We start from the raw sequence: 17446 nt of genomic DNA, 5'->3' as shown, positions 1-17446 counted from the left end.
AAGCCATTTGCCCAGCGGCTACTCAAACACGATTGTCTCTTGCTTTTGCAGCTGCTTTTTCTCGCGGGGGGTGAGCTTGCGGCGACGACTGGCCTCGTCTAGACGCTGCTGCAAGCGCTCTTTTTGGTCGATTTCGGGCAGTTTGAGCACAATGCCCGCCGCCAGCCAGTAGTACACATTCACCGGATCCACATCCAGCGGGTAGTAGTAGGGAAACAGGCTGATAAACAGCACAAACACCCACATGGATGCGCCGTAGCCCCGCAGGTTGGGGTCTTTGATGGAGCGGTAGGCCTGGAAGGTAGCCACCGTCAGCATCAGGTACACCGCCAGAGTGGCCAGCAGCCCCAGGGGACCAATTTCGTAGAGCAGCTTGGGGTGGTAGGTCTCGACCAGTTCGGTTTTGCCAAAGATGCGGGCGGCATTGGTGGCGCGGCCCACCCCCCGGCCCAAGATCCCCTCCTGCTGTTTCTGTGCCCAGGCAAACTGCTGCACAATAAACTCGTGGGGCGGCGAGGCGCTCCAGCGGCTCTCGAAGCTGGCCCACCGTTCTTGCACCACCACCGGGTTTTGGGCCATAAACACGCTGAGAATGACGGCCAGACCGATGCCCACCGGCAAAAAACGCTTCAGGTTGGCCACCTGCCCCGTGAGCACCAGCAGGCCCACAATGGTGGCAGGCACCAGGGCCAGGGCGATGCGCTGGCCCGACACCACCGCCATCACCCCCACCGCCGCCAGCGAGGCCAACCCTACAATGCGCCAGAGGGGGCTGCGATCGCTAAACGCCGTGCCAAAGGCAAAAAATCCGCTGGAGATCAAAAACCAGCCCCACTGCCAGGGGGCATTAAACGTGCCCGGCAGGCGAATTTGGCCCTGTTCGGGGGTGTACAGCAGCGATCCGCCCACAAAGCAGCGGGCCTGTAGCGACGCTTTAAACAATTCTTCGCCCTCTCCCACGGTGCCCTGACAAATGCCTGTCCGCAGCATCAGGTACTGGATCAGCCCCAGGCCGCAGCAGACCAGAATCAGCACCACCTGGAGGCGGAGCAGAAAATATACGTCCTCGCGATCGCGCAGCAGGTAGTAAATGCACGGAATAATCAGCACGTAGCCGATCAGTACCTTCAGCCCCAGCACGCCGATTAAAATTGGTGTCTCGCTACCGTCGGTAGCCAACTGCTGCCCGCCGTTGACCACCAGCAGCGTCAGCCCGCTCAACCCCAGCAGCGCCAGCAGCGGCAGTTTGATCAGCGGCGGCAGAATCAGCGGCTGCCGGGTGCGGCGGCAGAATTGGATCACCCCAATCAGGGCCGGAATGTAAATCGCGTCTTTGGCCAGCTGCAAAATGCCGCTGCCCCCCAGGGCATAGACCACGGTGCCGCCAAAGGGCACGTAGATGATCAGCCCGTAGATGGCCTGGCGCGGGTATTTGAAGGAGAGGAAAAGGCAGGCGATCGCCACCACCGCCGCCAGCCCCAGCTTGGGCTCGCCCAAGAGCGCCAGCAGCACCCCCACCAGTCCAGCGACGAACAGCGTGCCCGACAGGTATTGGATCAGGGCTTTGCGGGCCTTCTGGGCCTGGCGCTTTTTGGCCCGCTCCTCTTTGCGGCTGAGGGGAGGCGCTTGCTCTGCCGTATCCCCTTTACCTTTGCCTCGCCGCCGGGGCCGAGTCGCTTTTGTTGAAGTTGGGGAGGTATGGGTCACGGCAAGGGAAACCACGGGGGTACTTTCACTGCCAGCTTAACCCTTTGTAGGTGGGCCAGCTCACCCCCCGCAGCACCATGGCAGGGCTGGGGGAAAGCGGCGAAGGTGGGCGCGTTGTTACCATGGGCGCTGCAAACAAGCATGCCTGGAGCAGGAATGCCTCAAGCATAGCGCGATCGCCTTTGGGGCTAGACGAGGTTTCAGGTTTCAGGTCTCAGCCCGTGAACCGTACACCTTAAACCTTGAACCCCGATCCCCCATTACCTTCCACCTGGCAAACTCCTAAGCCCCGAACCCAAAATCCCAGACGATTGGCTCCCAGCCGTAGGCGTCGCCCTGGGCGCGCACGTGACCGAGGCCGGGGAAGGGCATGTGGGGCACCAGCAGCTTGCGGCGATCGCCCACGACCATTTCCAGCAGCTGTTTCCGGGCGGCCACACCGGCGGTGGGGTCGGTGTCAAACACCACTTCCCAGTCGGGGTTCTCCAGGTTGAGGGGGTCGCTAAAGAAAACGTCCCCCGTGGCCAGCAGGCTGTCGTCGCCGGAGGTGATCAGGTAAGAAGACTGGCCGGGGGTGTGGCCCACCGATGCCACCGAGACCACGCCGGGGATGATCTCGTCGCCCAGGGCAAAGCGAGTGGTGCGACTGGCGATCGCCCCCAGCCAGGTCTGCGCCACGGATACCAGGGTTGCCTGGGTATCCGCATCGGTGAGGGTGTTGGGCATCTCCACCGTCGGTGCCGTCCAGAAGTCCCACTCCGGCTGCGAGATGTAGTAGCGGGCGTTGGCAAACACCGGGTTGCCGCTGCCGTCGAGAATGCCGCCGATGTGGTCGGGGTGGGCGTGGGTGATGATCACGGTGTCGATGGTATCGGGGGCAATGCTCGCCGCCTCTAAGTTATTGGCCAGATAGCCCACGGTGGGGCCAAAGGTGTCCCCTGCCCCACTGTCGATCAGCACCCGGTGCTCGTCGGTTTCCAGGTACAGCACGTTCAGGTGGGCGAGCACATTGTCGGTGGGCAAAAAGTTGTCCTCAAGGGCGGCGGCAGCGGCATCGGGATCGGCATTGGGCACAAAGAAGCCCACCGGGAAGGTCAGCGTGCCGTCGCTGACCACCGTGGCCCTGTAGTCGCCTACGGTGAAGCGGTAGGCCGTGGCATTGGTAGGGGTGGCTCGTTCCACAGCGGGTTCGCTCTGGGCCAAGACCGTCGAGGGCTGACCGCCCGCCCAAAGGCAAAAGCCGAGGGCTGCCGTGGCCACTAGGGCCATGCCCCATCGCTTGAGGTTCCACTGCTTCGAACGCTTTACAGCAGCTAAAAAATTGGGCACAGATCGTCTCCTCAATACAATCTCGGGGTTCTATCGGGGAGGTTCCCCCATATCCTCACCTATGGTAGGGCAGGAGGTTTGTGGCTGCATGACGCTGGATTAGGATAGAAATAGTGGTCGCCCCCACTCTCCCAGGGCCAGGTAACCTATGCCACCGCTCACCGCCGCTCTGCTCGATTCCATCACCCAGCGTTTGGTAGCTGCCCTTCAGCCAGAGCAGATCATTTTGTTTGGCTCCTATGCCTACGGCGAACCCAACGAAGACAGCGATATCGACCTGCTGGTGATCGTCTCGCAGTCCGATGAGCCTGGCTACCGCCGAGCCCGGGTTGCCTACAAGGCGCTGCGGGGCATCGGCATCCCGACCGACGTCTTAGTCATGACACGAGAAGAGGTGCAGCGTAAGCTCAATGTGCGAAGTTCCTTTATTCGGCGCGCTGTGAACGAAGGCAGGCTGCTGTATGAATGGTAGTGACGTGAATGATGACGAACTCCATGAAGTTCAACAGTGGCTTGCTAAAAGCAGGCAAGATCTACAGGCTGCGCACGTTTTAATAGAAAACTCAGAACCGCTTTTCGCCATCTCTGTTTATCACTGTCAGCAATCCGCAGAAAAAGCGCTAAAAGGCTACCTGACTTATCAAGGTGCAATGTTTCAGAAAACGCATAACTTGATAGTTTTAGTGAATCTTTGTATTCCTTTTGATGCTGATTTCCATAGCCTTCAGTTGATTGCCGCGACGCTGACACCCTACGGCTCAGAGTTTCGCTATCCGGGAGATTTATCAGAACCCAGTCGGAGCGACACTGAGCAGGCTATTGATATGGCTGTATCAGTACTCGATTTTGTCATCCAGAGATTGCCTTAGGGATCTTATGTTTCAGGCGACACGGCGGCGACTGGCGCTCTGGTATACGGCGGTGACGGCGGTGCTGCTGCTGCTGTTTGCCAGCGGCTTTTACCTTTACGTGCGTACCACCCTGGTCGAGCGGGTGGATGACACGCTCAACCATGTAGTGGAAATTGTGGAGCGATCGCTCGTGATCGAACCTGACGCCGCTGGGGATCACATCTTTACCACCCCTAAGGCCAGCAGTTCGCCGCTACGGGTGAATGTCGAGGCCAGCTTTCGCGACAATGCCCGCGCCGTCGAAGACGACCACATTGACCTGGAGTGGTTTGGCCCCGATGGGCAACTGCTGTGGTCTACCTTTACCGACCTCCAGCCCGTGCCCCTGCATGTGAACCCCGCTGGCGAAACGGTGCAGGTCGGTCTAGACACGTTCTTTCGCCAGATTACCGAGCGGGTGCAGGCCAACGGCCAGGTGCTGGGCTACCTGCGGGTCAGCCACCCCTGGTTTGAGGTGACCAAGCCCAGCCGGCGCTTGATCGTGGATCTGGCCCTGGGTACCAGCCTGATGGTGGGGGCGGTGGCGGCGATCGGCTGGCTGCTGTCGGGGATCGCGATCGCCCCCGTGCGCGACTCCTACCAGCAGCTGAAGCAGTTCACCGCCGATGCCTCCCACGAACTGCGCAACCCGATCGCCGTGATCCAGACCAATGCCCAGGTGGCCCTGTCGGATCCCGACCCGGATGTGGCCATCCAGCAGAAGCAGTTTGAGGTAATTGAGCGGCTGACCCGGCGGCTGGGGCGACTGGTGGATGATCTGCTGTTTCTGGCCCGTCAGGAGAGCGGCCTGATCGCCTTTGCCCCAGCTTCCCTCAGCCTGGAGGGGCTGCTGGAGGAGGTGGTGGAAGAGCAGCAGGTGATGGCCGCCGAGCGCCAGCTTGCCCTGCGGGTGGAGGTCGCGTCCGAAGATCAGGGGAAGCATCGTTCAGGCAATCCCCAAAATCTGGCGGCACCGCCCACCGCCAGCTCCACGATTCTGGGCGATCCCGGCCAGCTCACGCGACTATTTACCAACCTGATCAGCAATGCGGTGCAGTACACCCCCGCCGGGGGCAGCGTGACGGTACAGGTCAAACCCACTAAGTACCAGGGCCATCCAGGCGTGCAGGTCACCGTCAGCGATACTGGCATCGGCATGGACGAGGAAGCGCTGACCCACGCCTTCGATCGCTTCTTCCGAGCCGATCCCTCCCGTTTGCGCCACGGCGAACAGGGCACCGGGCTGGGGCTGGCGATCGCCAGGGTGATTGTCGATGCCCATCGGGGCCACATTCACCTGGAAAGTCAGCGGGGTGAGGGGACGACGGTGACGGTGGTGCTGCCGCAGGGGAGTGGGTGAGGTGTGGATGGGTGAAGGGGTGAAGGGGTGAAGGGGTGAAGGGGTGAAGGGGTGAAGGGGTGAAGGGGGGCAAGTGGGGAGCGGATTCCCGTCCGGTGGGTTGAGGGTGAAAGCTGTTGCGAAAGGTCAACGGAGATTAAGCACTCCCGACTGTTTCTCAAAAGAGAGTTAAAATTACCAGAGACATCTGCACCTGGTGGAAGGTACTCAGATCGCTGCGATTGCCCCCAATTCTCCGTGCTGCCCCAGCTGTACCCCCAAGCTCAGGTGATCCCCAGGGCATTCCTGTCACCGGTTGTGAACCTACTCACCTTGCCGAACTGCCCCCAGGGCAATGATCCCCGGCCCTAAGTTTTTTGCAAACCCGATCCCCGTTGGCGGCGCAGCTGAGGCTGGCCCCTGGTTTGATGTTCGATTCCTCACTCATTTTCCTTTTCCTATGGCTGATTCACTCCAGCATTCGGCGTTGCAGGCTCCCTCTGCGGCTCATCCGTCCCCCCATGGCCCCCACGATGGGCTGATCCCCGCTGTCAGCACGGGGGTCTTTGTCTGTGTTCACGGCCACTTCTACCAGCCACCGCGCGAAAATCCCTACCTGGACGCGATCGAGAAGCAGCCCAGCGCCGCCCCTTACCACAACTGGAACGAGCGCATCCACCACGAGTGCTATCGGCCCAACGCCTTTGCCCGCATCCTCAACGATCGCGGCGAAGTCGTCCGCATTGTCAATACTTTTGAATACATCAGCTTCAACATTGGCCCCACCCTGCTGAGCTGGATGGAGCGCTACGACCTGGAAACCTACCAGCGCATTCTCGACGCCGATCGCAACAGCTGTGAGCGCTTGAATGGCCACGGCAATGCGATCGCCCAGGTCTACAACCACATCATTCTGCCCCTGGCCAACCCGCGCGACAAAGTCACCCAGGTGCGCTGGGGCATTGAGGACTTTCGCCGCCGCTTTGGTCGCCAGCCAGAGGGCATTTGGCTGGCCGAAACCGCGATCGACTACCCCACCCTGGATGTGCTCCACGCCGAGGGGATCAAGTTCACGATTTTGGCTCCGTCGCAGGTGCAGCGCTGCCGCCCGTTGGTCAGCTACAACGGCGAACGCGACAGCTGGCAGGAAGTGGGCGGTGGCCAGATCGACCCCAGCCGGCCCTACCGCTGCTTTCTCAAACACGCCGACGGCAGCCCCGACCCCAGCCGCTACGTAGACATCTTCTTCTACGACGGCCCGATCTCCCGCGATATGGGCTTTAACGATGTGCTGAGTTCGTCGCAGCACTTTGTCGGACGCATCGGCCAGGCCGTCCACGGGGATCACCGCCCCTTCCAGCTGATTTCGGTCGCCACCGACGGCGAAACCTTTGGCCACCACCGGGGCGGGGCTGAAAAAGCGCTGGCCTATGCCGTTACCGACGAATTCCCGCGCCAGGGCTGGACGGTGACCAACTACGCCCACTACCTGGCCACCCACCCGCCCACCTGGGAAGCTGAACTCAAACCTGTCACCGCCTGGAGCTGCTCCCACGGTGTCGATCGCTGGCAGGATGACTGTGGCTGCGGCGGCGGTGGGGTCTGGAACCAGCAGTGGCGGCGGCCCCTGCGCGACAGCCTCAACTGGCTGCGCGACCAGCTGGCCACTGTATACGAGGAGCACGGGGCGGCCCTGCTGCGCGATCCCTGGGCAGCGCGTGATGCTTATGTGGGGGTGATGGGCGATCGCAGCCCCGAGAGCCTCAACGCCTTCTTCAAGGCCCACCAGACCCGCAAACTTTCGGCCATTGAGCGGGTCACCGCCCTGCAACTGCTGGAGATGCAGCGCCACGCCCTGTTTATGTACACCAGCTGCGGCTGGTTTTTCGAAGAACTCTCGCGCCCCGAGGGCACTCAAATTTTGCGCTATGCCGCCCGAGCCATTGAGCTAGCCGGGGAGGTGGCGGGGATCGCCCTGGAGCCGGAATTTGTCAAACGGCTGCTGCATGCCCCCAGCAACATTGACGAGTTTGCCACCGGGGCAGGCGTCTACGAGGCCCTGGTCAAACCCTCCCGCATTTCCCTGGAGCAGGTGGTGGCCCACTACGCCATCGGGTCGCTCTTTACCGACTACCACCGCGAGCAGACCGTCTACTGCTACAGCGTCCAGCAGCAGGACTACCGCCGCCAGCGCATGGGGCCCATTTCCCTGGCGGTGGGGCAGGTCGAAATCACCTCCACCATCACCCGCGAGAAGCTGAGCTTGGCCTTTGCGGTAGTGCACCTGGGCGGCTGGGACTTCCACTGCGGTATTAAGGTCATGCGATCGCGCCTTGCCTATACCCAGGCCAAAGCAACGGTGTTTGAGAGCCTGGGCCAGGCCAGCGCCGCCCAGGTCATCCTCGCCATCAACAGCGCCTTTGGTCCCCACACCTACGGCCTGCAAGACCTGTTTGCCGAAGAGCGCCACCGCATGATGGGTCTGCTCTCTAAAGACACCCTGCTGCGCCTCGACCAGCTCTATACCCAGGTCTACCGCGACAACTACGGTGTGCTGCGGGCCTTCCATCGTGACGGGCTGCCCGTACCCAAGGAGCTACAGGTGGCGGCAGATATCGCCCTCAGCCACCGGGCCATGGAGGTGCTGCAAGCCCTGGAGCGCGAGACCAGCGATCCCACCGTCAGTCCCCTGCGCCAGGGGGGCGACTACTTGAATGAACTGGAGGCGATCGCCACCGAGGCCAGCACTTGCAATGCTTCGCTGTCGCTGACGGCGGCCAAGCCCATGCTGGAGCGCCTGATCGGGCGATCGGTGTGGCAAATTCTCAACCAGGCCCCGACCGAATCCCTCGCCGCCGATGTGGACTGGCTGGGTCGTCTGGTCAACCTGGGCCAGCAGCTCTCCCTGGGCCTCTCCCTGGAGCGCTCCCAGGAGCTGTATTACCAGCACCTCAACCGCCAGGTGTTTGCCCTGCTCAAACAGGCGGCGGTCTCCAAGACGGCCCTCGGCCCCGACAGCCGCGCCCAGGTCAACGACATCCTCCGCCTCGGCGAATACCTGTCGATGGATGTGGGGGCAGTGCTGAAGGCACTGGACCATCTCGATCCCGGTCGGCCTGCGTAGGTAGGCTGACCATGCCATCCCCCCGTCCCCTAAACTATAGTGATGGCCCTTGCGCTTAGGACATGGGCCTCTTCCAACGGCAAAAACTGGGACGGCGCAACGGCGTATAGCCATCGCTTCAGGGGCATGGGTCAGGCCCTAACGGTTCTGGCGATGGCTATAGAAATAACTCAGTTGCAGCACCTGGTTATTCGATCGCATCTCGATGCAATTGAACGTCGCCATTCCGACTAGCGAAGGCGATCGCGTACATGATCCCTGGGTTTTTGAAAACCCAGGGATCTGGAGTTACAGCATTTCCCTAAACCGTCGCGGGAATCTTTACACCGGAGAGAATGCCTTCTTTTTGAGCCATATAGAGCATCAGATCGACCACGCGCATGGAGTAGCCCCACTCGTTGTCGTACCAGGCGACAACTTTAAAAAAGTTGTCGTTGAGGGCAATGCCCGCTCCGGCATCGAAGGTACTGGAGTGGGGATCGGTGATGAAGTCGCTGGAGACTACATCGTCTTCGGTGTAGCCCAGGATTCCTTTCATCGGGCCGTTGGCAGCGGTTTTGATTGCGGCACAGATCGCCTCGTAGCTGGTGGGCTGCTCGGTTCTAAAGGTGAGGTCAACCACCGATACGTTGGGAGTGGGTACGCGAAAGGCCATACCGGTCAGTTTGCCCTTCAGCTCCGGCAGTACCAGAGTCACGGCCTTCGCGGCTCCGGTGGAGGCGGGGATGATATTTTGACCCGCGCCACGACCGCCGCGAAAGTCCTTTTTGGAGGGACCGTCGACGGTGGGCTGGGTGGCGGTGGCGGCATGAACGGTAGTCATTAGGCCCTCAGCCAAGCCGAAGTTTTCGTGGATGACCTTGGCCACGGGGGCGAGGCAGTTGGTGGTGCAGCTGGCGTTCGACACAACGATGTCGTTAGCGGAGTCAAACGTTTCGTGGTTAACGCCCACAACCATAGTGTGCACTCGCTCAGGGTCTTTGGTAGGTGCCGAGAGAATCACTCGCTTGGCTCCGGCGGCGATATGCTGGTGCGCCGTGTCAAAGGTGGTAAACAGGCCCGTGGACTCAACCACGTAGTCGGCTCCAAGCTCGCCCCAGGGCAGATCGGCTGGGTTGCGCTCGGCCATACAGGGAATTTTTTTACCGTCTACAACAATGCCATCGGCCACAGCTTCGACGGTGCCCTCAAACCGACCGTGGGTAGAGTCGTACTTGAGCAGGTAGGCGAGGTTTTCCGGGGGCACCAGATCATTGATGCCGACAAATTCAATGTTGGGATTTTTGATGCCGCCGCGCAGCACCAGGCGACCAATACGGCCAAAGCCGTTGATGCCGACTTTTAGAGTTGCCATAGTCAGATGTCCTTGGGTATGGGGCTTTCGTAGGATTAGTTGTCAGTGAGTAAGCAGTAATCCTGCCTGAAAGGGGCCACGTTGACACCTGATGGGGTTTACGACCCAGGCCCCCTCGTACCGATTACCAATCCTCACAGCAAAATGCTATGGGCAAAATATTGGAATCAAGCGGGATCTACGCTTTTATTTCAAGGTTGAGTGGCTGCCGGAGCCATTAAAATACTGAGTTGGATAGGTGACGTATAAAACAGCAGCTGCCATACCTAGACAGGAGGGTAAGCGTTGTCTCAACGGTTACAGTTTTCGCCCCTGGTTCCAGTTGACCGTAGGAGGGAGTGTTGTGTTTACTGGCCTTGATCTGGTTGTAATTTTGCTGGTATTTTTTGCGTTTTTTTACGCGACGAGCATTCCCAGCAAAGATTCAAATTTTAAGCTAGAGCCGCTAACGCTGCTCGTGGTGACGATTGTGGTGGGGATGGTAGCAGTTTCTTTAATGAATCGATGACCCTGTTGCCCCTACCCGGTGAGGTCTACCGAAAAACAAACAAAGACTGTGGTGCGATCGCGCTATGCGATCGCACCACAACTACCTAGAAAATCCAGGAGAACAAGACAGACAGCGGCCGCAGAAAGCTAGCCAGGCGATTGTAAGCCGCCTGGATATTGTCGCCTTCTAAAACGACTTCTTCGGTGGGGTAATTTTGCAGTAGCTCTAGCAGGGTGATTTGCCCATCGTCGCTGGCCGAAAGCACCAGGGCGGCCCGCAGAGCCTGCCGGTTAGCGGTACCCGCGCCAGTGTGGATAGACTGCCCCAGGTAGTCGAGCACCCACTCGCCCGGACGGCTGTTGAGGGCGCGATCGAGGACGACCGGATCGGCAGCCAGTGGGCGCGTCAGCACCGATCGCAGCTCATTGGGATCTTGCCCCGCCTGGTTGAGCAAGCCCCCCAGCACCCCGGTCGACTCACCGGTATTGGCCAGCATTTCGAGCAGGGAAACGGGTACGGTACGGCTAAAGCCCCGATAGTTGAGCCTTACCCGCTGGGCTGCCAGAGCGGGATTGGCGGTCAGGGTGCCCAGCCCCAAACTAGCCAGGGCGATCGCTGCTAATATCTGTTTTTTCATCACTAACCTCCTAGCGCCCCAATTCTGGCTCAGCCCACGGACGGACAATCTCCGAGAATATTGCGGCCTTTGTAAATTTTGTCTTTAGTCAGTATAACTAGAGCCATTAGGATTTGAGGGCAATTTATATCTTTTAGACCCCTATTTTTCAGGAGCAGTTGATTGCTCTCTAGCGAAGAGTACTTACGCAGACCCAAAAGCTTTGAAGCGGGCAAATTGACCGTTTAAGTCATCGGGGCGAAGAATACAAATAGTCTGAGAATAAAATTTTCAAGTTGTCCTTTAACCACAGGTTTTGCAATGTTGAGCAAAGGAGGTGTGACAGATTAAATACAGGACCAGCCCCAGGGTAAATCAGGAAATACCAATCTATACAGGAGAATCTTCAATATATAAAATGATGGGTTGAAGCACGACCTGGCCCATCCCATGCAGGGTGCTAGCGACCTGCTAACTCGACCAAACTCACATTCAGCAGTGGAGGTGTTTCGATGGGAACCCTTACAGGCCTCCGTTAGAGTTGGATTTGGGAGAGGAGGGCCTATCTCAATTCATTTCTGGTTTGTCAACTGTTCCTCGGCTGAGGATTCAGTCTGTTTAGAGCTAAATCGGTCTGTTGGGTGAGCCCCAGGGCGTGTCGTGGCATCAACTCTGGCCAAAAGCCTTTTACCCTCTGCGTTGTCACGTCCGGCCACCAAACGGATTAGGGGCTGTGGTCGTTGATTCTTGGGCTATCAGCGGCCAATGGATGACAGCCCCTGGCGATCGCCCCCGTGATTTAAACCACCTCCAACCCTGGGGCGGATCACCACCAGGTAAGACAATAATCATGTCCGGCTCAACACCACATCACGGTTCTCTTTTGGGCGTTAGGCGATATTAACTGTAGCCGCCTATTGTTCAGGTTGTCGTCATGTCTCAATCCACGAACCCGTCCCTCAAAGCCATCGTTGACCAAATTTTTGATCAGCGTCGCATCAGTCGTCAGGTGCAGCGAGAGTTGATGGAGATCTTGCTCAGCCAGCCCACCCTCAGCAACCAGGACCACGCCACGGCCCAGCGGGTGTTTGAGGCAATTCGCCAGGGACGACTGCGAGTCATTGACTAGAGAACTCTAGACCACACGAATCGGCCCAACCGCTATCTCTGGCCGGGGCGAAAGCAAAGACCTGTAACCCTCGTGCCCCCGGGGTGACAGGTAACCGAACCGCAGTCTGTCAATCAGCTATCTTCAACGCGACTATCACGTGCTCTATGGGTGCGATCCGACGCGATCGCGGCCATTGCCAGCAGACTTAGAGACGCCAGACGCACAACGCAAACTCACTACGTCTGGCGTCATCCCCCCTGTTATTATCGATTGTGCAACTTTTGAAGTTGATCAATCGTCCGGATTTTGGGCATAGAGATATGTCTTGAATAACAGGGCGAGATCAAGGCGATCGCGTCCAAAGCCAAAGCCGATAGAATAGCCGACAGCCAATCGCCCTTTCCCCTATGACTTCTCAGCTCAACCAAAAACTAAAGCACCGGATTCTGTTGTTCTGGACCACGCTGCTGGCGGTGGTGATGCTAGGGGGGCCTGCGATCGCATTTCTGCCGCCATCGGTGGTGCCTTGGGAGGCAGAGCCGGGGCAGTTTGCGCCCATTCCCCAGAGCTTTCAGAAAATTCGGGGGGTGTGGCTGACCACCAACGATATGAATATGCTGCGAGATTCGGCTCGGGTGCAGAGCGCCATGGCCGAGTTGTCTCAGCTCAACTTCAACACGGTCTATCCCGTGGTCTGGAATTCGGGCTATGCCCTCTATCCCAGCGCGATCGCCCAGCGAGCCGGAATCCCCTACATTCACCGCGGTGCCGCCGGGCAGGACATTCTGGCGGACGTGATTAACCAGGCCCATCGCCAGGGCTTGTTGGCCATTCCGTGGTTTGAGTTTGGCTTTATGGCCCCACCGTCATCGGAGTTGGCTACGGCTCACCCGGACTGGTTGACCCAGCGCCAGAACGGCAGCCAGACCTCGGGCAGTGCGGCGGGGGAAGTGGTGTGGCTCAACCCGTTTAAGCCGGAGGTGCAGCAGTTTATCACCAGCCTGGTGGCCGAAATTGCCGCCCGCTACGACATTGACGGCATTCAGTTCGATGACCACACGGCCCTGCCCAGCGACTTTGGCTATGACCCCTACACCCGGGCGCTCTACCAGCAGGAGACTGGCCAGTCGGTGCCAAGCAACCCGCGAGATTCGGCCTGGATGCGCTGGCGGGCGGACAAGATTACGGACTTTGTGGCGCAGCTCAACCAGACGGTGAAGCAGTATCGCCCCCAGGCCATCTTTTCGGTGTCGCCCAATCCCTACGACACGGCCTACAACTCGTTTTTGCAGGACTGGGTAAACTGGATCGACCGGGGCCTGGTGGATGAATTGCTGGTGCAGGTCTACCGCTGGGACATGAACAGCTTTACGGATCAAATTCTGCGGCCCGAAATTCAGAGGGCCCAAACTCAAATCCCGGTGGGCATTGGCATTCTGACTGGGTTACGCAACCGCCCCATGCCGATGGCGATGATTCAATCTCAGGTGATGCGATCGACGGCCCAGGGGTTGGGGGTGGCCTTTTTCTACTACGAAAGTCTCTGGTACGATGCGCCAGAGCCTGTGGCCGAGCGCCAGGCCCGCTTCCGGGATTTGTTTAGCGTTCCAGCGTCCCGGTTTAGCCTGCGATAAGCATCGGCTGACTGAACAGGGCGCTTTTCGCTTGGGTGAGGGGCTCTAAAATTGAGCCCTAGGGTGTGTCATCAAGGGTGGCCCAAAGGCGGGTATATCAAGTCTTGCCACGCCCGACCTAAACGATAGGCTAGTGCAGCGTCAAAGCTAAAAATTAGGTTTGACAGCCTAGGTTCATCCCCTGGGTGATGCACAGATTTGTTAAGCAGCAGCCGTCACTGCCCATGGGCCGAGCGGCTAATTCTCCGCTAGCGGTGGGCTGTACGAAGGATTTTATAACCCTGTTTAACTGTCCTTGCCCAAAGCGCCTGGTGCACCCGACAAAGTCCGCTGTGGCGAACAGGTGATGATCATAATCACCAGAGTCAAAATGTAGGGGGCGGCATTGAACAGGTAGCGGTAGGAGTCGATGCCCACCGACTGAAACGCTGGTCCCATGGCCTGGGCACCGCCAAACAGCAGCGATGCCCACAGGCACTGCCAGGGCTGCCAGCGGGCAAAAATAACCAGCGCCACGGCCATCAGGCCCTGGCCGCTGGAGATGCGCTCGGTCCACACGCCGGGGAAAAACAGCGATAGGCTGGCGCCGCCAATGCCTGCTAAACAGCTGCCCCCCGCGATCGCTGCCATCCGCACCCAAAAAATGGAAATACCCATGGCCAGGGCCGCTTCGGGACTATCGCCCACCGCCCGCACGTACAATCCCCACCGGGTGGACTTGAAGAACCAGCTCATCAAGGGCACGATCGCCACCCCCAGCACAAACAGCGGGCTGATCTGCAGTGCGGACTGCACCTGGGGCAGACTGCTCCAGCTACCCGCCGCCAGCGTGGGCAACTGGGGAGCCTGGGGCTGAATGAAGGGCTTGCCCAGGAAAAAAGCCAGGCCGCTGCCAAAAATAATCATGGCAATGCCCACCGCCACATCGTTGACGCGGGGCTGCTGGGACAGCCAGCCGTGAATGGCCCCCAGCCCCAGTCCGGCCAGCCCTGCCGCCAGCACCCCCAGCCAGGGGGCCAGGGTTGGCCCCACCAGGCCCGAGCTGAGGAAGGAAACGGCGTAGGCGCTCATGGCCCCCATCAGCAGCGTACCTTCCAGGCCAAGATTGATTTTGCCGCTTTTTTCGGTCAGGCATTCCCCCAAACTGACCAGTAAAAATGGCACGCTGCCCCGCAGAGTGCCCGCCAAAATACCCAGGGGTACCCCCCACCAGCCCAGTGCTCCTGCCGCCATCCTGTCTCCTTATCTAGTTACTCCAAGGCCCAAGAGCCTATCCCAAACCTTTGGTTCCACGCTGCTGGGCACTGCCCACCCTTAGGGGACTCTCACCTACCCATCCACCCATCCACCCATCTACCCTGCCACAACCGCCCCCTCAGGCTGAGCCTCCCGCTCCTGGAATACGGCGAAGCGTCCGTAGAGGGACTCGCTGTAGAGCACGCAGAGAAAGACGATGCCCTGGAACACCAGCACCGTAGCATCGGGCAGGTTGTGGGCGCGCTGCAAAATGCCCCCCGCCGCCAGAATACCCCCCAGCAGCACCGACACCAGTACCGTGGCCAGGGGGTTGTGGCGGGCCACAAAGGCCACTAAAATCCCGGCGTAGCCGTAGTTGGACACGATCGACTCGTTCAGCCGCTTTTGCACGGCGGCGACCTCAACCATGCCGGCCAACCCGGCGCAGGACCCGGCCAAGAAACACACCGCCAGGGTGAGCTTGCCCACGGGCAGGCCGGCGATGCGGGCGGCTCGCACGTTGCCCCCGGCGGTGCGGGCGGCAAAGCCAAAGGTGGTGCGCTGAATCAGAAGGTAGGCCAGCACCGAGGCCGCCAGACCGTAGACCAGCCCCCAGTGAATGCGGGTGTCGGGCAGCGTGCCCAGCCAGGCGGCGGGGGCAATTTCAAAGCTGGAGGGCTTGCTGACAAAGGCCGGATCACGCATGGGTCCCTGCACCAGGTGGTTCAGGAGGGCGATCGCAATGTAGTTGAGCAGCAGGCTACTGATGGTCTCGTTGACCCCACGGTAATGGCGCAGGGCCCCCGCCGCCATAATCCACAGGCCGCCTGCCCCCAGGCTGCCCAGGGCCATCGCCAGCAGCACCAGGCCACCGGGCAGCGCCGCACCCAGCCCCAGCCCCACCACCACCGCCGCCAAACCACCCACCACCAGCGCCCCTTCGTTACCGATGATCACCAGGCCCAGACGGGCGGGCAGGGCCGTACACAGGGCCGTCAGCATCAGCGGCGAAGCCCGGATCAACGTATTTTGCCAGGCGCTCCAGCTGCCAAAGGCGGCCCGATAGATCGAGCCGTACACCGCCAGGGGGTTGGCCCCCGCCAGGGCGCAAAACACGCCAAAAATGACCAGGGCCGTCAGCACTGCCCCCACGGGCAGTACCACCGGCTCCAGCGATGTCCGCAGGGAGCGCCGCGTGAAGCGCCGCCAGGTTGCCGTCAACTGCATCGCTGTTCCCTAGCTAATGGAGCCAATCACACCCTCAACAAAATAGTCCATTTTTTCTAGCTCCAGGTTGTCGGTTTTAAGTTCCTTGCCTGCGGGCAGAATTTCGGCCCCGGCGTTGGTCTTCAGCGGCCCTTCATAGATCACCAGCTCACCCGACTCAATGGCTGCTAAAGCGGCGTCTCCGGCGGCTTTGGCCTCATCGGTGACCGCCGGCCCGTAGGGCGACAGCTTACAGAAGTTGTCGGCCAGCCCACCCCGCAGAATGTGAGGAATGTCCCCGGACATCAGGGTTTTGCCCTCGACAAAGTCCTGGCCCAGGGCGGTGTAAATGCTCGACCAATCCCATTCGGCTCCGGTCAGGTAGCCCTGGGGAGCGAGGGAACTCTGGTCGGCGTGGTAGCCGGAGGTCATCACGCCGCGCCGCTCGGCGGTTTCAATCACCACCTTGGGGCTGTCCACGTGACAGGTGATCACCTCAATGCCCTGATCGGCCATGCTGTTGGTGGCCTCGGCCTCTTTCACGGGCACCGACCAGTCGCCGGTAAAGATCACCTGGGTAGTGGCGTCGGGGTTGACCGATCGCGCTCCCAGGGTAAAGCTATTGACGTTGCGCAGCAGCTGGGGAATGGGCTTGGCCGCCACAAAGCCGAGTCGACCCGCCGGGCTCATGTGGGCGGCTACCACCCCAGCCACGTACTGGGCTTCGTCGATATAGCCAAAGTAGCTGCCGACATTGTTGGGGTGTACCCCTTCCTGGTACATCCCTCCGGCGTGGAAGAACTGGACCTCGGGAAATTCTGCGGCCAGGGCCAGAATGTGGGGGTCAAAGTAGCCAAAGGAGGTGGGAAACAGCACCCTGGCCCCATCAATTTCGATCATGCTGCGCATGGTCTCGGCTACGGCGGTGGTCTCGGGCACGCTGGCCTCCTCGACCAGGCGAATGCCGGGCACGTTGGCGGCCATGGCGGCAGCGCCTTCGGCGTGGGCCTGGTTGTAGCCAAAGTCATCCTTGGGGCCGACGTAGATAAAGCCTACGACCAGGTCGTCCGCGGCACCACCCCCAGCCGCTCCTCCCGTGCCGGGCGACTGGGCACAGCTGGTGCCTAACTTGGCGGTAAGCCCAAAGGCGGATGTAGCCAGTAGCCCCCGCATGACCTGCCGCCGCGATAGGTGAAAAGGACGGTTGCGATCGCTCATTGTGTACAACTCTCTTTAACTACAGGGGCAAGACAAGACCAGTGTGACACGCAGGTCGCTGTCACCCGGGCGCCTGCGCAGGTCAATGCGTGGGCAGGCAGCTAACTCTACGCTACTTTCTAAGAATTGAGAAAAGCCCCTGAAGTAGTTGTATCAAAAACAACCGTTTGCTGTGTTCTCCGCAACTATCTA

13 protein-coding genes are annotated in these 17446 nt (G+C 60.0%); 6 read left to right on the top strand and 7 right to left on the bottom strand.

What is annotated here, in order from left to right; genetic code table 11:
• Positions 1-18: 18 nt before the first annotated feature.
• Positions 19-1722: a hormogonium polysaccharide biosynthesis protein HpsL gene (gene hpsL / locus NF78_RS09230; RefSeq protein WP_225885264.1), complete on the bottom strand. Its 1704-nt coding sequence runs from the start codon at positions 1720-1722 to the stop codon at positions 19-21.
• A gap of 267 nt (positions 1723-1989) precedes the next feature.
• On the bottom strand, positions 1990-3036 hold the full coding sequence (locus tag NF78_RS09225; protein WP_225885263.1) for an MBL fold metallo-hydrolase: 1047 nt from the start codon (positions 3034-3036) through the stop codon (positions 1990-1992).
• A gap of 148 nt (positions 3037-3184) precedes the next feature.
• Here NF78_RS09225 and NF78_RS09220 point away from each other — a divergent pair, with 148 nt between their 5' ends.
• From NF78_RS09220 to NF78_RS09205, 4 genes are all read left to right on the top strand, one after another.
• Positions 3185-3508, top strand: coding sequence for a nucleotidyltransferase domain-containing protein (locus tag NF78_RS09220; RefSeq protein WP_035985861.1), 324 nt, complete (start codon positions 3185-3187; stop codon positions 3506-3508).
• Positions 3498-3905, top strand: coding sequence for a HEPN domain-containing protein (locus NF78_RS09215; RefSeq protein ID WP_052050022.1), 408 nt, complete (start codon positions 3498-3500; stop codon positions 3903-3905). The genes NF78_RS09220 and NF78_RS09215 overlap by 11 nt, the downstream gene beginning before the upstream one ends.
• A gap of 7 nt (positions 3906-3912) precedes the next feature.
• A complete protein-coding gene (locus tag NF78_RS09210; protein WP_035985860.1) occupies positions 3913-5286 on the top strand; it encodes a sensor histidine kinase in 1374 nt (457 codons plus the stop codon).
• A 439-nt stretch (positions 5287-5725) separates the two neighbouring features.
• Positions 5726-8389 carry a DUF3536 domain-containing protein gene (locus tag NF78_RS09205; RefSeq protein ID WP_035989212.1) on the top strand — a complete coding sequence of 888 codons (2664 nt, stop codon included), beginning with the start codon at positions 5726-5728 and terminating at the stop codon, positions 8387-8389.
• Between the two features lie 301 nt (positions 8390-8690).
• Here the strand turns inward: NF78_RS09205 and gap are convergent, their stop codons facing one another.
• Both gap and NF78_RS09190 read right to left on the bottom strand, forming a co-directional pair.
• The gene (gene gap, locus NF78_RS09195; RefSeq protein WP_035985858.1) at positions 8691-9743 is read right to left on the bottom strand and encodes a type I glyceraldehyde-3-phosphate dehydrogenase; all 1053 of its coding nucleotides are present in this window, start codon (positions 9741-9743) and stop codon (positions 8691-8693) included.
• A gap of 593 nt (positions 9744-10336) precedes the next feature.
• Positions 10337-10870 (bottom strand): alpha/beta hydrolase, encoded by a 534-nt coding sequence (locus tag NF78_RS09190; RefSeq protein ID WP_035985857.1) that lies wholly within the window; start codon positions 10868-10870, stop codon positions 10337-10339.
• 913 nt (positions 10871-11783) lie between these two features.
• On the opposite strand from NF78_RS09190, the gene NF78_RS09185 reads away from it, so the two are divergent.
• Complete coding sequence (locus NF78_RS09185) at positions 11784-11978, top strand: hypothetical protein (RefSeq protein WP_035985856.1); 195 nt, start codon at positions 11784-11786, stop codon at positions 11976-11978.
• A gap of 389 nt (positions 11979-12367) precedes the next feature.
• Complete coding sequence (locus tag NF78_RS09180; RefSeq protein WP_081972565.1) at positions 12368-13594, top strand: glycoside hydrolase family 10 protein; 1227 nt, start codon at positions 12368-12370, stop codon at positions 13592-13594.
• A 285-nt stretch (positions 13595-13879) separates the two neighbouring features.
• Here NF78_RS09180 and NF78_RS09175 read toward each other — a convergent pair whose 3' ends face one another.
• From NF78_RS09175 to NF78_RS09165, 3 genes are all read right to left on the bottom strand, one after another.
• Positions 13880-14827 carry an ABC transporter permease gene (locus NF78_RS09175; RefSeq protein WP_035985855.1) on the bottom strand — a complete coding sequence of 316 codons (948 nt, stop codon included), beginning with the start codon at positions 14825-14827 and terminating at the stop codon, positions 13880-13882.
• A gap of 120 nt (positions 14828-14947) precedes the next feature.
• Entirely contained in the window at positions 14948-16057 is a 1110-nt protein-coding gene (locus NF78_RS09170; RefSeq protein WP_052050020.1) for an ABC transporter permease, read from the bottom strand.
• Positions 16058-16066: 9 nt separating this feature from the next.
• Complete coding sequence (locus NF78_RS09165) at positions 16067-17254, bottom strand: BMP family ABC transporter substrate-binding protein (protein ID WP_035985854.1); 1188 nt, start codon at positions 17252-17254, stop codon at positions 16067-16069.
• Positions 17255-17446: the final 192 nt, after the last annotated feature.

This window comes from Leptolyngbya sp. KIOST-1 (assembly GCF_000763385.1).
Classification (GTDB): Bacteria; Cyanobacteriota; Cyanobacteriia; order Phormidesmidales; family Phormidesmidaceae; genus Nodosilinea.
Note: the sequence above shows the minus strand (reverse complement) of the source record. Positions and strands in the feature narration are given on the sequence as shown.

What these genes read in the sequence shown, in the direction of transcription:
- NF78_RS09220 (WP_035985861.1), top strand. Translation starts at nt 3,185, where the DNA reads ATGCCACCGCTCACCGCCGCTCTGCTCGATTCCATCACCCAGCGTTTG.
- NF78_RS09215 (WP_052050022.1), top strand. Translation starts at nt 3,498, where the DNA reads ATGAATGGTAGTGACGTGAATGATGACGAACTCCATGAAGTTCAACAG.
- NF78_RS09210 (WP_035985860.1), top strand. Translation starts at nt 3,913, where the DNA reads ATGTTTCAGGCGACACGGCGGCGACTGGCGCTCTGGTATACGGCGGTG.
- NF78_RS09205 (WP_035989212.1), top strand. Translation starts at nt 5,726, where the DNA reads ATGGCTGATTCACTCCAGCATTCGGCGTTGCAGGCTCCCTCTGCGGCT.
- gap (WP_035985858.1), bottom strand. Translation starts at nt 9,743, where the DNA reads ATGGCAACTCTAAAAGTCGGCATCAACGGCTTTGGCCGTATTGGTCGC.
- NF78_RS09190 (WP_035985857.1), bottom strand. Translation starts at nt 10,870, where the DNA reads ATGAAAAAACAGATATTAGCAGCGATCGCCCTGGCTAGTTTGGGGCTG.
- NF78_RS09185 (WP_035985856.1), top strand. Translation starts at nt 11,784, where the DNA reads ATGTCTCAATCCACGAACCCGTCCCTCAAAGCCATCGTTGACCAAATT.
- NF78_RS09180 (WP_081972565.1), top strand. Translation starts at nt 12,368, where the DNA reads ATGACTTCTCAGCTCAACCAAAAACTAAAGCACCGGATTCTGTTGTTC.
- NF78_RS09175 (WP_035985855.1), bottom strand. Translation starts at nt 14,827, where the DNA reads ATGGCGGCAGGAGCACTGGGCTGGTGGGGGGTACCCCTGGGTATTTTG.
- NF78_RS09170 (WP_052050020.1), bottom strand. Translation starts at nt 16,057, where the DNA reads ATGCAGTTGACGGCAACCTGGCGGCGCTTCACGCGGCGCTCCCTGCGG.
- NF78_RS09165 (WP_035985854.1), bottom strand. Translation starts at nt 17,254, where the DNA reads ATGAGCGATCGCAACCGTCCTTTTCACCTATCGCGGCGGCAGGTCATG.